The sequence below is a fragment of the Paenibacillus sp. FSL R7-0048 genome (genome assembly GCF_038004505.1).
Lineage (GTDB): Bacteria > Bacillota > Bacilli > Paenibacillales > Paenibacillaceae > Paenibacillus_AQ > Paenibacillus_AQ odorifer.
The window spans coordinates 6,182,537-6,196,832 of record NZ_JBBORF010000001.1 but is presented as its reverse complement, the minus strand read 5'-3'; the positions used below and the strand labels follow the sequence as shown (position 1 = coordinate 6,196,832).

8 protein-coding genes are annotated in these 14,296 nt (G+C 42.4%); 7 read left to right on the top strand and 1 reads right to left on the bottom strand.

What is annotated here, in order from left to right; translation table 11 throughout:
* Positions 1 to 116: 116 nt before the first annotated feature.
* From licT to NSQ91_RS27310, 6 genes are all read left to right on the top strand, one after another.
* Complete coding sequence (licT, locus tag NSQ91_RS27335; protein ID WP_076144575.1) at positions 117 to 956, top strand: BglG family transcription antiterminator LicT; 840 nt, start codon at positions 117 to 119, stop codon at positions 954 to 956.
* 149 nt (positions 957 to 1,105) lie between these two features.
* Complete coding sequence (locus NSQ91_RS27330; RefSeq protein WP_076130322.1) at positions 1,106 to 2,128, top strand: ABC transporter substrate-binding protein; 1,023 nt, start codon at positions 1,106 to 1,108, stop codon at positions 2,126 to 2,128.
* Positions 2,129 to 2,136: 8 nt separating this feature from the next.
* Entirely contained in the window at positions 2,137 to 4,194 is a 2,058-nt protein-coding gene (locus NSQ91_RS27325; protein WP_076304970.1) for an iron ABC transporter permease, read from the top strand.
* Positions 4,195 to 4,739: 545 nt separating this feature from the next.
* A complete protein-coding gene (locus tag NSQ91_RS27320) occupies positions 4,740 to 6,812 on the top strand; it encodes a peptidoglycan D,D-transpeptidase FtsI family protein (RefSeq protein ID WP_076304969.1) in 2,073 nt (690 codons plus the stop codon).
* Between the two features lie 179 nt (positions 6,813 to 6,991).
* Entirely contained in the window at positions 6,992 to 9,661 is a 2,670-nt protein-coding gene (locus NSQ91_RS27315; RefSeq protein WP_076184806.1) for a copper amine oxidase N-terminal domain-containing protein, read from the top strand.
* A 198-nt stretch (positions 9,662 to 9,859) separates the two neighbouring features.
* The gene (locus NSQ91_RS27310) at positions 9,860 to 12,106 is read left to right on the top strand and encodes an AraC family transcriptional regulator (RefSeq protein WP_076304968.1); all 2,247 of its coding nucleotides are present in this window, start codon (positions 9,860 to 9,862) and stop codon (positions 12,104 to 12,106) included.
* A gap of 64 nt (positions 12,107 to 12,170) precedes the next feature.
* Here NSQ91_RS27310 and NSQ91_RS27305 read toward each other — a convergent pair whose 3' ends face one another.
* On the bottom strand, positions 12,171 to 13,055 hold the full coding sequence (locus tag NSQ91_RS27305) for a carbohydrate ABC transporter permease (RefSeq protein ID WP_076130456.1): 885 nt from the start codon (positions 13,053 to 13,055) through the stop codon (positions 12,171 to 12,173).
* Positions 13,056 to 13,438: 383 nt separating this feature from the next.
* Between NSQ91_RS27305 and NSQ91_RS27300 the strand changes: the two genes are divergently transcribed.
* Positions 13,439 to 14,296, top strand: coding sequence for an ABC transporter permease (locus NSQ91_RS27300; RefSeq protein ID WP_370510797.1), 858 nt, complete (start codon positions 13,439 to 13,441; stop codon positions 14,294 to 14,296).

Here is a 14,296-nt window from a genome sequence, read left to right as displayed (position 1 = left end):
CATAAGGTATGAATGGAATCGATCTCTTAGTACTGCTACTTAGAGATCGATTTTTTATTATAGAATACTATAAAAAAGTGCTAGCTTCGTAAGATGAAAAGGTAAGGAGCTGAAATATGCGGATCGAAAAAGTGTTAAACAACAATGTTGTTACTGTCATAGATGACCAAAATTTTGAACTAGTAGTTATGGGAAGAGGACTGGCCTTTAAGAAAAAACGTGGAGACTTTTTAGAAGAAGATAAAATTGAAAAGATATTCACTTTAAGTAATCAAAAACTTTCAGATAAGCTAAAAACGCTGCTTTCCGAGATTCCAATCGAGCACATGGAGCTCTCAGAAGAGATTATAAACTTCGCCAAACTGCAGCTCGGTAAAATGCTGGATGACAGTATTTATGTTAGTCTGACAGATCATATCAGTTTTGCGCTGGAGAGATTCTCAAAAGGGATGAAGATTAAAAACGCCATGCTTTGGGAAATCAAAAAATTCTATAAAGAAGAATATGAGGTTGGGAAAGCTGCGCTTCAAATTATACATTCCAAGCTCGGAGTCAGACTTCCCGAAGATGAGGCCGGACATATTGCGCTCCATCTGGTGAATGCAGAACTAAATGAAGAGATGCCTAACATGGTGAATATCACCAAGATTATGAACGACATCCTAAATATCGTGAAGCGCCATTTCAGGCTAGAGTACGATGAGGAGTCCCTTGCTTATTACCGTTTTATCACTCATTTGAAATTTTTTGCACAACGTCTCATCAATGGTACTCCACCTCCTGATAATGAGAATGGCCTATTTATTTTGGTAAAGCAGCAGTATAAGGAAGCTTTCGCAAGCGTTGAGAAAATTAAAATCTATATTGATAAAACATATAATCGGGAGTTAACAAATGATGAAATGCTGTATCTGACCATACACATTGAAAGAATTACAAACCAGATCATGGAGTAGGGACGGTTAAGCCTTAAATTTTAACTTTGACTTTCGGGAGAATCGCGTATAAGATTACTAATATGTTTTCTGTGATAATCATTATCAATAGATTGATAACGGTTATCATGGAATCAACTTCGAACGTTGAATCCAGGGGGATAAAGCAAATGCACAAAAGGTTAATTAGTTTATTTATGGTTATTGCTATTATATTGGTCGTATCAGGCTGTGGTACTAACCAAAAGAACAATTCAACATCGAACGCGGGAGCAACTGATAAACCAGCTGCTGAAAACGCGGGCAGTGAATCTACAAGCGGTCCTATTGTTTTAAAGGATTCTAAAGGTGAGATTACGCTGGACAAACCTGCGCAAAGAGTTGTGGTATTGGAATGGACCTTTACGGAGGATGTTATTGCACTGGGAGTGCAGCCAGTAGGTAACGCAGATAACGAAAACTATAAGCTGTATGTGACTTCTGAAGCACCACTTGATGCAAACGTGACTGATGTTGGTTCCCGTGACGAGCCAGATCTGGAGACAATTGCTTCATTAAAGCCTGATCTGATTATTGCCAATACGGGTGGGCATGAAGGAATTTATGATCAACTTAAAAGTATCGCTCCAACATTGATTTTCGGCTTGTATCCGAATGAAGGAGAAGGTAATCAGTACACGCTGATGGAAGATACTTTCAAAACAATTGCAGCGGCAGTAGGTAAAACAGCAGAAGCCGATAAGGTTCTTGCTGATTTGGATGCACATTATGCAGATGCAAAAGCAAAGCTGGCTGATGCAGGCAAAGAAGGCTTGAACTATGTACTGACACAAGCATACAGCTACCAGAATGCAGCAACGATGCGTCTTTTTACAGATAATTCACTTGCGGTACAAACTTTGGATCGGATCGGTCTGAAAAACGACTGGAAACCCGAAAATTTCGAAGTTTACGGATTCAGTACCTCTACAGTTGAAGCATTGCCTGCGGTTCAGGATACAAATCTGATCTATATCGTCCAAGAGGATGATAATATTTTCACGAAAGAACTGAAGGATAATTCCGTTTGGAATGGCCTTAACTTTGTGAAAGAGAATCGCACCTTCGGATTGAGCAGTACTACTTGGGTGTTCGGCGGTCCGATCTCCTCCAAAGTTATCGTGGATGAAGTTGTAAATACATTAACGAAATGAGTGCGGTTATGAACGAAAAGAGTAGCAAAGAAGCCTCTATCGGCATGAACTGGCGGATCATTGGAATATTTGGGGGCGGCTTTGCCGTCCTCTTCATTCTGTTCGTTTTAAGTTTGGGCTTTGGGGAAGCCAAGATTCCTGCAGCTACTGTAATAGATGGTTTGCTGAATCGCCAAGATATAATGGAACATAATCTGCTCTGGGATATCCGCATGCCACGTACAGTTATTGGTCTGCTGGCCGGGGCTGCTCTGGCTGTGGCTGGGGCATTATTGCAAACTATAACGAAGAACCCGCTTGCTTCCTCAGATACACTTGGGATTAATGCCGGGGCATACTTTATGGTCGTGCTTGGTATGGTAGCTTTTCCTGCTTTGCAGCATGAGTTTCCATTTTTGCTCGCAGTTGCAGGGGGACTGCTTGCTGCTTTAGCCGCTTATTTATTGAGTGGAGGCAAGGCAGCCACACCTGTTCGGCTGGCTTTGTCAGGTATGATCGTCTCCATGGTGCTCGGAGCGTTTACATCGGCCATACATATTTTTAAAAGAACAGAAACACAAAATCTGTTTTTATGGGGTTCAGGTTCCCTAATCCAGTTGGATTGGGACGGTGTTATATATGCCTGGCCTTTTGTCGTAGTACTGCTAATGGCAGCGATATTTGCCGGCAGACAATTTGATGCGCTGGAGCTCGATGAGTCAACCGCTCGTTCACTTGGACAGCGAGTAGGGTTAATTCGGGCGACAGGACTTGGCCTATCGGTATTAATGGCTGCGGTTGTAGTCAGCGTGGTTGGACCGATTGGCTTCGTCGGCTTAGTGGCTCCCCATCTCGTCAGACTTAGTGGGATTCGCAAGCATCGCCTGCTCATTCCTGCAAGCGCGTTGTGGGGAGCCTTGCTCATCACGGCAGCGGATACGCTAGCGCGTGTAGTGCGAAGCAGTGTGGGTGAAATGCCTGTTGGTGCAGTTATGGCGATTATTGGAGCCCCGTGGCTCATTTGGCTGGTACTCACCAAGATGAAAAATATATCGGGCTCAGGCGCTGGCCAATCATCGATGAGTATCGGTGGGGCGGGACTGCGTCTGCGCTTTGTGCCGACGGTTATAGTTATGACCGTGCTGCTCATTGTTATTATCCTCGTAAGCTTATCGTTTGGGGGAACAAAAATACCGATCAGTGAATTGCTAAGTAGTCTGTTCCATAGGGGGGATCAATCCTATTCCGTCCTGCTGAATTTACGGCTTCCCCGTACACTCGTAGCGGCTGCAGGAGGGATCGCACTTGCAATCAGTGGTGTATTGATTCAAAGTGCTGTTCGAAATCCATTGGCAGATGCTTCTATTATTGGTGTGACCTCAGGGGCTGGCTTTGGTGCTTTGGCCGTAATGACCGTTTGGCCAGCATTGACGGTATTTGCAGTTCCGCTTGCCGCAATCGTGGGTGGGGCACTGGCTGCTGCTTTTGTCTTTTTTATGGCCTGGCGCAGGTCCTTGAATCCATCGGTTCTGATCTTGCTTGGAATCGCAGTCTCTGCTATTGCCTCTGCGGGAATCCAGGTCATGATCGTCAAAGGAAGTTTATGGAGCAGTAGCTCCTTAATTTGGTTAACGGGTTCGACTTATGGACGAAGCTGGAATCAATTTTACATCCTATTTGCATTCCTGCTTGTACTTGTTCCGATTGCATACTATTTGGGCCGAAAATGCGATTTGTTGGCATTTGGTGACGAGAGTTCAACAGGATTGGGCTTGCCGGTTCGAGGAACGCGGCTTTGGGCTATGATTATCGGCGTTTTGCTTGCAGCGGGAGCCGTTGCAAGTGTGGGAACAATTGGCTTTCTCGGACTCATGGCGCCGCATGCGGTGCGTATGATGATTGGTCATCATACGAGACGATCGATTGTTTTGTCAGGGTTACTTGGCGGCTTGATGCTCGTTATTGCCGATACGCTCGGAAGAACCATAATGGCGCCGAAAGAAATCCCTTCAGGCCTTATTATTATGCTGATTGGGGCTCCGTATTTCTTGTTTTTAATGTACCGGTCACAGGTTAGAAAAGTGTAGATTTTGTTATAAGAAAAAATCAGGGGGTGCCCCATCAGCCGTAAAATGGCTGCTGGGCACCCCCTGATTAATTAGAGCTTGCTCTATCAAGAACTCCTCAAACATCGTTTCATCTGTTTAAAATTCCCCTCCCTTACGCTACAGCTATCGGACACAGATGACCTTAAACGCAGCTTTATTTCGCATTTGAAGTGCCAACGGACCGCATAGTCGCTATTGGTATGAAAAGCACCCGATTTGCCCTTCTTCCTATGAAATAACGTCATTGGAGTCCGAAACCAAGCTCCAAAGGCTAAAAATGCGCATATAACGTCATCTGAGTCCGTAGGCCTCAGCGAATGTTGAGAATTTATTGGTGCAGGCCACCAACGCCCATAAACAAAAAGCAGCGATTCTCCCATACCGGGGAAAGCTGCTTTTTTAATTGGATATTATCGATTTGTGAACAATTATTTAACTATTATTCTTAATTTTGTATATTTCCGTTTGCTAGTTTATACTTTAATCTTATGCTGTAGAATTTTGGAAATAAGGAGTGGGATTATGTGAGGCTCTTCGACAGAAAAGGTGTACAAGACGACAGCAAAACTATTAACAACTCTGGCGAATTAAGAATCAATATTTTTTTCTTTAGCACTTTTATTATTTTTTGTGTGATTATCCTACGCCTTGCGGTCTTGCAATTTGTCGAAGGACCTACGTTATCTGAAGCTGAGGCTAATCGGGATACGAAAATAGTGGCATTATCGGCATTGAGAGGGAATATCCTCGCTGCTGATGGTGAGAAATTGGCATACTCAACGCCCGTTCAATCTTTGTACCTTACTTTGGATAAGGAATATACCGCAACAAAAACAGATAAAACTACGAAAAAAGTTACCTTAACTGCTGAGGCAAATAATAAATCAAAGGCACTCGCCAGCAAGTTAGCAGAAGCCTTCGAAACTTATGGTGATCCTAATGAGAAAAAACTAACCACAGAAGAGATCCTTGAGTCTATGGATTTATATTCAAAAAAACTCTCTGGTTATGTAGCACGAAGAATTAAATCAGGTTTAACTAAGAAAGAAATCGCTTATTTTTTAGAACACAAAAACGAATATCCAAACCTTGAAGTGATAGAGGAAAGTAGCAGGCATTATGATACCGATACGGTGGCTGTACAAGCTGTTGGTTACGTGAAATTTTTTAAATCCTCTACTAGTTTAGATCTTTATAAGGATGTACTTCAGGCGATGAAAAATAATCAGAACCCTGGACTTAACTATAAAGAGGATGAGCTAGTAGGCTTTGATGGCTTGGAGCTGCAATACCAGAAGGAGCTTCGGGGACAGAATGGTTATAAGGAAGTTTCCGTAGATCCGCAGAATATGGCGGAAAAAATTGTCAGTATTGAACCCCCGGTCAAAGGAAGCACTATCTGGACGACCCTTAATAAAAAAATTCAGCTGAAGACCGAAGAAGCCATTAAAGATCAGATTCAGTGGTTGCATTCACACACCGTTCAGGGAGAAACACATCCTGATGCTTTAACAGGTTACGCTGTAGCCATGGAAGTGGATACAGGTAATGTTATTGCTATGGCAAGTATGCCTGACTATGATACCAACAGTTGGGCTACGGGTTCGATCTCTCCAGAGGTGTATAAAAAAATTGAAAAGCATTACCAAAATGGAACGATAACTCCATACTCATCAGGAAGATCAGGGCATAATTTTGAATCCACCGTGCTGCTTGGTTCGACCATAAAACCATTGAGTGTGTTAATTGGCTTAAAAGAGGGCTTTATAAGTACTTCTTCTACTTATCAAGATAAAGGGATCACCTCATTTGGTAGGGAAGGACATGAGACTAATGTAAGGAACTCATCCAATCATGTATACGGCTCTTTGTATCCTTATACAGCCATTGAAAAATCTTCAAACGTATATATGGTTGATATGATCGGAAAAAAATTGTACGAAAAATACAAGTCTAAGGGCATCGGGGTATGGGACACATATATGAAAGAATTCGGTCTAGGTGTGCCAACAGGGATAGGTTTACCAAGGGAATACTTGGGTGATTTGAATTATAAAGCTGAAGCTAAAGCGGGTTCAGTTCAGTCGGCACTTGTTTATGCTTCTTTTGGGCAGCAGGGACGTTATACCGTTCTTCAGTTGGCGCAATATGCGGCTACACTAGCCAATGAAGGGCAACGAATCAAACCACAGCTAGTAAGCAAGATCACGGACTCCAAAGGTAAAGTTATCAAAGAATTCAAACGGGAAGTGCTTGATGAAGTGACTACTTTCGATAAATCCTATTGGCGGGAGATAAAGAAAGGGATGAACAGTGACGTTAAAAGTGCCTTCGGTGATTTCCCCTATGATTTTGCGCGTAAAACAGGAACTTCACAACAGACGGATAGTAAAAACATAAACCGTGATAACGGAGTGTTTATAGCTTTTGCACCACGTGAAAATCCAAAGCTTGCTGTAGCTGTAGTTATTCCTGAAGGCGGATTTGGATCTAGCAGTGCAGCACCTGTAGCGAGAAAAATTTTTGATGCTTATGATTGGGAGTACGGATTGGATGGAATTCCGAAGAAAAATGTGGATAAAAGTATCAGCGAATAACACAAAGGAGAGAGCGCACACTGCGCTTTCTTTTTCTTTTTACAGAGCGGTTTGTGGCGGATCGAAGGAACGGGTTCCAGATTAAAATATTGTAACCATAATGCGTGAAACTTTTATCCTAGTAGGAGCGTCAAAAGGTTAGGAAAAAAATGTATTCGTCATTCCAGGAGGGTGAATCTGTGAAGAAGTTATGGATTTCTATTTTAGTGGGCTTATTAGTTTTGCCGATGATGTTTCAATCTTCAGTGAAAGCTGCTACTGCGCCCATCAGTATTTTTATTGATGGGGTTCGATTGTCCACAGATCAAGCACCGGTGATGGTAAATGGACGGACGATGGTACCCCTACGGGCAATCTTTGAAGCCTTTAATGCCACCATCAAGTGGAATCAGAAAACACAAACTGTAACTGCAACTAAAGATGATACAACGATTATGTTAAAGATTGGCTCAAAGACAGCCACGATTAACAATAAAGCTGTAACTCTAGATGTGCCGGGTCAGAATTTGAAAGGAAGAACGATGGTTCCTACACGGTTTGTAAGTGAGTCATTGGGTCATGATGTGGGTTGGAATCCAAGTACCAAAGTGGTGACCATAACGACTTCCGGCGGTAAAACTGGAACTGTAAATCCGGCATCGAATGTACAGTTAAAGGATGTAAGTGATAACGGTGACGGCCGTGATCTCCAGGTCAGCTTCACCCAATCTTCTAATGAAGCTCTTGTGGATCATTACCGGGTAATGATTGTAAAGGCTTGGAGCACTTTTAATATCTCATCTGCACAAAAGGTTACATCCGCCAATTATTCTACTGTTTTAGCTACAGGCACTAATCCTACGATTAGAATGACCGCAAATTCAAGGGATGTGGATGGTGACCTCATTAAAGGTAATCAAACCTATGTAGCTTATGTTTTCGCAGTGGGCAAAGGCAATAATACCAGCGCTCTCTCGTATAGTTCTTCGACTATATCGCTTAATACTAATACTGTAGTCGTTGCTCCAAGTAATGTACAAGTAAGTGATGTGAGCGATTATAGTGATGGCCGCGATTTAGCCGTAAGTTTTAATAAGGTATCGGATGAATCGAAGGTGAGTTCTTACCGGATATTTGTAGTCAAAGCTACTAATTATTCTTCTTTTAATTTGGCGGCAGCAAATGCTGTTAGCAGTTCAAATTACACACAGGTCAACAAAACAGGCTCCAATATCACTCAGATCCTATCGTCAGGAGCGAGGGATGTAGATGGAGCCCTCATTAAGACGGGAGTTGGTTACCGTGTGTTTGTTATGGGTGTAGATAGTGGCAGTAATACAGCCAATAATTTATTGTCTGCTGCTTCATCTGCGATTACGCTGTCCTCGGTCAATGTCTCTAATTTAAGTGTAAGCGACGTTAGTGACTTTGGAGATGGCCGTGATTTAAAAGTATCCTTTAACCACGCTACAGATGAAACGTATATTAGCCAGTACCGAATTCTAGTTGTGCCTACAGCTTATTCCAACAACTTTAGTTTATCTGAGGCGAATAATGTCTCCAGCTCTTACTACACAACGGTGAGCACAACAGGATCTAGCACCAGTCAAGTGTTAGCCTCGTCAGCAAGAGACGTGCGTGGTAATTTGATTAAGAATGGAACACCTTACAGAGTGTATGTGTTAACGATTGGAAGCGGGAAGAATTTGGGCACCAACATTCTCTCAACGGAGTCAACATTAATTACGTTGGCTGTTGACTACAATGTGAGTGCTGTCTACAATTTAGATGTAAGCGACGTAAATGACTATGATGATGGCCGTGATTTAAGAGTATCCTTTGACCACGCTACGAATGAAACGTATATTAGCCAGTATCGAATCCTGGTTGTACCTACTTCCTATTACAATAGCTTCAGTTTATCTGACGCCAATAATGTGTACAGTTCCAACTACACAGCAGTGAGCACAACAGGATCCAGCACCAATCAAGTGTTAACCTCGTCATCAAGGGACGTGCGCGGTAACCTGATAAAGAGTGGAATCAATTACAGAGTATATGTTTTAACCGTCGGAAGCGGGAATTACTCGGGCAGCAATGTTCTTTCTTCTGGTTCACCTTTAATTACGTTGAATGTAGATTACAAATTGGCTCCTATTTCGAGCTTGGATGTAAGGGACGTTAATGATTACGAAGACGGCCGTGATTTAAAAGTATCCTTTAACCATGCCACGGATGAAACGTACATTAGCCAGTATCGAATCCTGATTGTACCTACTTCCTATTACAGCAGCTTTAGTTTAACCCAGGCAAATGCGGTTTCTAGCTCCAATTACACAGCGGTAGGCACTTCAGGAAATAACACCAGTCAAGTCTTGGATTCTTCAGCCAGAGACGTAAACGGAAATTTAATAAAGAGTGGAATCAGTTACAGAGTGTATGTGTTAACGATTGGCAGCGGCAAGTACTCAGGCACTAATGTGTTGTCCTCAGAGTCGAATGCCATAACTTTATCCACTAAGCTGCCGGTAACCTCTGTCACCAATGTAACGTACAGTGTGGATGAGGGTAAAATACTAGTAAGTTTCAACCGTTCCTCTAACGAGTCTAACATTTCGGAATATCGAATTCTGGTGGTTCCGTCTAAACAAGGTTTTGGTTCAGCGGAAGCAATTGAGGTGAAATCCTCGTATTATACGTCGATAACGCCTAACGGAACGAATCCTACAATTGTAGCCTCGAGAAGAGATGTTAATGGTGCATTAATTGTTAAGGGTGTTAAATATAAAGTATATGTTCTTGCGGTAGCCAATAATAATGGCGTGCAGAGTGGTGGTCTTTCGGATTCAACGGAAGAGATTGAAATATAAGGATAGGGAATAAAATCATTATAATATAAGGCAAAAAACCTTCATTGAGCACTGGGCTTGATGAAGCGCTTTTTGCCTTGTTTTTTTGTTTTCTATTTTTTATAAAAATAGGGTTGCGATTATACACATTTAAAACATTTGGTTTAACCTATTGGAAGCGCTATAATTGAAAATAATTACATGCTTAAGGAGTCTATCATGAAAAGAGGCAGGATATTCTACAAGATTTTTGTTCCTATTCTAGTGCTGGGAATTGGCCTGGTTATTAGCTTCGGTGGCTATATTTATCTGACGACGATTAATTCGGTAAATGAAAGAGTAGCGGATGATAAACAGAGTTTAATTACTCAAATTAAAAACACCCTGGAACAGAAAATTCAGACCATCGAATACGCTTTTAATACTTACAGTACCACCAGTTCCTTTAGGGAGGTCGTGCAAAATCCGATCACTGAGCAGGATTTTGAAAAGTATCGCGAGATTAATTCCCAGCTTAACTACATTGCCAGCATGGGGATGGATTTTGTTAATTATTCTCTAATCAGTTTGGAGCAGAAATGGCAGATTTCCAATGGTAAGCTTTCACATTTAACGGAAGAAGAGAGCAAGGCACTTTATGAGAGCTATATCAATAACCGTAGCCGGGGTTTATTTTGGGTGAAGACGGATAAAGGCATCCGCTTTGTAAATACCCTGCCGGTATTCTCACAGACCAAACAGGCGATTGCCTTATCTGATATATCCCTTCAGACCTTGCAGAGCACCCTTCAGACCGAAGGAAACACACCGGTGTTTATTCTTAACCGGGAGGGTGAGCTTTTATATGAGTCGGAAACTGGAAAGTCCCTGCTGACTAATAATCAACTTAGCCATATCACTAATGTTGCCGGAGGCGGGGGGCAATTGGGGACGATTGCCATGGAGCGGGCTGATCACCAATCGATAAAAGCTATTTATGCTAAATCTTCTTATAATAATTGGATCTACGTAACTATTTTGGATAAATCAGAAATTTCTGATGCACTAAAGACAACCCGATTCGGGATTGTGATGATGGTACTGCTTATTACGTTGTTGATTGCGGTAGTCGCTTATGTGATCTCTTTGTATTTCACCAAGCCATTCCGGCAGATTCAGCGCCGATTATTGCCCGCCAATGCGGAGCTAGAGCCTAAGAATGAGGTAGACTGGATTATTAATTCGATTGATACCATCTTATCGGAGAAAGAAAGCCTAGAGGGTCTGATTGAGTCTGAGATGCCTAAGTTGGAAACTCAGTTTATTCTAAATCTGTTTCGTAGCCGGATATCCCAAGAAGAGCTTAATCTGGGTTTGCCTCGTTTCGGTTATGAGCTGTCACAGAATTCGGTGTATGCAACGCTGCTAATACAGCTGGATAACTATGGGGAACGGCAGGCTAGCGATAAGGATCTTCTGCTTGTAGCGGTTAACAAACTGGTGGAAGAGCTGATTCCGCAGGAGAGGCGGATGATTCCTATCCTATTAAATGACCGTACACAAGCGACTATCCTGATCTTTGAGGGAGCGAATGAACAGGAGAACCGGAGAATAGCACTGGACTATGCCAAGACAATTATTCGAACAGCTAGAGAAATCCTGAAACTATCCATTAGCGTTGGAATCAGCAATTTTTATGATAATTTATTGTTTAGTAGGGAAGCTTGCGAGATGAGTAAGCAGGCGCTGCATCATCGTTTAAATCTGGGCAAAGAGTCCATCATCTTCTATGAGGATATATCGAAGGTGATCTCGGGTCCAGTTCTACTGCATTATCCGTCTGAGTTTGAGTCCCAGTTATTTGACGCGATTCGGATTGGAGATGAAGAACAAGTATCCTGTTCTCTGTATCCATTACTCGGGGAAATGATGAAGCACAGTAAGAACCCTTTGAATTTCGAAGTCACATTAATACGTTTCGTCAACAATCTGATTCAGCTGGAGCAGCTGCTGGGTGTAGAGGTTCTGCTGACAGAGGACAATTCTACGTTGTATCACCGATTGTTAGACATCCGTAATCCGGAAGAGATCGAACGCATTTTGGTCAAAGAAGTTATCCATCCGATGGTGACCAGCGTTAAGGAGAAGACAGACCGTCAGTTCCGCCTCTTATCCGATAAAATTGCGGTGATTGTCCGCTCGGAATTTGATCAGGACTTAACGCTAGAATTAATTGGTGATCGCCTCCATTACAGTCCGAACTATTTAAGCAGTATTTTCAAAAAAGAGTACGGGATGACGTTTAGCGAGTATCTGATGAACTATCGTCTGGAAATGGCTAAGAAGTGGCTGGTGGAAACGGATATGACCATTAAAGAGATTGCTGAAAGGCTGCAGTACCATAATCCACAGAACTTTATTCGATCCTTCCGTAAAAAAGAACATGTAACACCAGGTGCATACCGAACCCAGAAACAGGAGAAGTAAGGCGCTGAACACAAACAGCCAGCCCCGGGAGACCGGGGCTGGCTGTTTGTGCAGCTGCAATGTTTTAGCCTTTTACAGAACCCAGCAGGGCTCCTTTGGTGAAGTGTTTTTGTACGAAAGGATAGGCGAGCAGCATTGGAACGGTTGCGACTACGATAACCGCCATTTTGATGGTTTGAGCAGGTGGGATAATATCAACAGAAGCATTATCTCCCTGCATCCCGCTGGCGACGATAACAATTTGGCGCAGCAGGACTTGAATAGGCCACTTAGTGGAGTCTGTCATATATAAAATTGCACTCATATAAGTGTTCCAGTAAGCTACCCCGTAGAACAAGGAGAGGGTCGCGATAGATGGCATCGCCAGCGGAAGCATGATTTTGAAAAATACACCAAAATCATTAGAGCCGTCAATCTTGGCTGATTCCTCTAGCCCTTCCGGCAGCGCCTGGAAGAAGTTACGCATAATGATCAGGTTAAAAGCATTGATCGCAACAGGCATGATCATGGACCAGTAGGAATCGATTAATCCGAAATATTTAACTACCAGGAAAGTAGGGATCATTCCCCCGCTGAAGAGCATGGAGAACACGATTACGAAATTGATGAAATCTCTTCCGTATAGATATTTTCTAGATAATCCATAAGCCATTAAAGAGGTAAGAACCATACTGACAACTGTACCCACTAAGGTTACACCGATGGATACGCCAAGCCCTTTAAAAATAGTAGGCGTTGACAGTATATAACGGTAAGCATCCAAAGAGAATGTCGTCGGGAACAGGATGAAGCTTTTTTCTACTACCTCCTGTGTTGAAGCAAAGGAACTGGCAAACACATTGACAAAGGGTAAAAGACAGGCTAGGGCAATGAGTGTAAGCAGTGTGGTATTTACAATAGTAAACAGCCGGCTACCCATATTTTCTTTTTTAAAAGATGATTGCGACATGCAGATATCCTCCTTGTAATCGTTTCATTGAAACTTTAACAGGGGTCTGTTATTCCGTATATAATCATTAGCTTGGGCTTTGTTTTGGGAGGAAAAAGCGTGATAAGGCATAGATGATCTTTATGTATTGTAGTAATCACTATAAGATGCACGGGCCTGGAAAACCTTATAGCTGTAGGGTTCTCGGAGTATCAGTATCTGATGATTATATACGTAATGGACGAATGATCGTAATCTGGGAATCGTAAAGAAACGCGATCAAGGAGGCCGATCAGGTGAAAGAGGCAAACGTCACCATGCTGAACACGAAAGTTAATCCAGTAAGAAAAAAGCGAACGGGGCCTAGCTGGCTGAGTTTAAAAAGAAACAAGTTATTGTATCTAATGATACTCCCGGGATTTTTGTATTTTGTTATTTTTAAGTACCTGCCTATGGGCGGTCTTATCATTGCATTTCAGGACTATCAGCCGTTTCTGGGTATAGCGGATAGCCCGTGGGTAGGGTTTAAGCATTTCGTCCGATTGTTTACAGAACCTACCTTCTTTATGCTATTGAGTAATACACTTATCCTGTTTGCATTAAACATTTTTATTTTCTTCCCGCTACCTATTATAGTGGCGCTGATGCTTAACGAAGTTCAGCACAAGTTATTTAAGAGCACCATTCAAACGATTATTTATATCCCCCATTTCATGTCATGGGTTATCATCGTCTCCATTTCCTATGTATTTATGAATGTGGATGGAGGGGTGCTGAATGAGATGTTGGCGGCCCTTGGGATGCAGAAGATCAGCTTTTTGACTTCTCCTGAGTGGTTGCGTACCGTGTATATCGGACAGATCATTTGGAAAGAAATTGGTTGGTCAACCATTATTTATTTGGCAGCCATTACCGTAGTGGATACGCAGTTATATGAAGCAGCTGAGATGGATGGAGCGGCAAGATTACGCAAAACATGGCATATCACCTTGCCGGCGATTCGCCCAATCATTATTACCTTGCTTATTCTGAAGATTGGCCACACGCTGGATCTGGGCTTTGAGCATATGTACTTGCTGATCAATTCCTTGAACCGCGAAGTTGGAGAAATTTTCGATACCTATATCTATACAGCTGGTTTAAAGAACGGACAATTGAGTTTCAGTACCACAGTAGGTCTGTTCAAGGGTGTAGTTGGCTTGATTCTCGTTATGCTGTCGAACAAGTTAGCCAAAAAAATCGGCGAAGATGGTGTTTACTAG

What these genes read in the sequence shown, in the direction of transcription:
- licT (WP_076144575.1), top strand. Translation starts at nt 117, where the DNA reads ATGCGGATCGAAAAAGTGTTAAACAACAATGTTGTTACTGTCATAGAT.
- NSQ91_RS27330 (WP_076130322.1), top strand. Translation starts at nt 1,106, where the DNA reads ATGCACAAAAGGTTAATTAGTTTATTTATGGTTATTGCTATTATATTG.
- NSQ91_RS27325 (WP_076304970.1), top strand. Translation starts at nt 2,137, where the DNA reads ATGAACGAAAAGAGTAGCAAAGAAGCCTCTATCGGCATGAACTGGCGG.
- NSQ91_RS27310 (WP_076304968.1), top strand. Translation starts at nt 9,860, where the DNA reads ATGAAAAGAGGCAGGATATTCTACAAGATTTTTGTTCCTATTCTAGTG.
- NSQ91_RS27305 (WP_076130456.1), bottom strand. Translation starts at nt 13,055, where the DNA reads ATGTCGCAATCATCTTTTAAAAAAGAAAATATGGGTAGCCGGCTGTTT.
- NSQ91_RS27300 (WP_370510797.1), top strand. Translation starts at nt 13,439, where the DNA reads ATGATACTCCCGGGATTTTTGTATTTTGTTATTTTTAAGTACCTGCCT.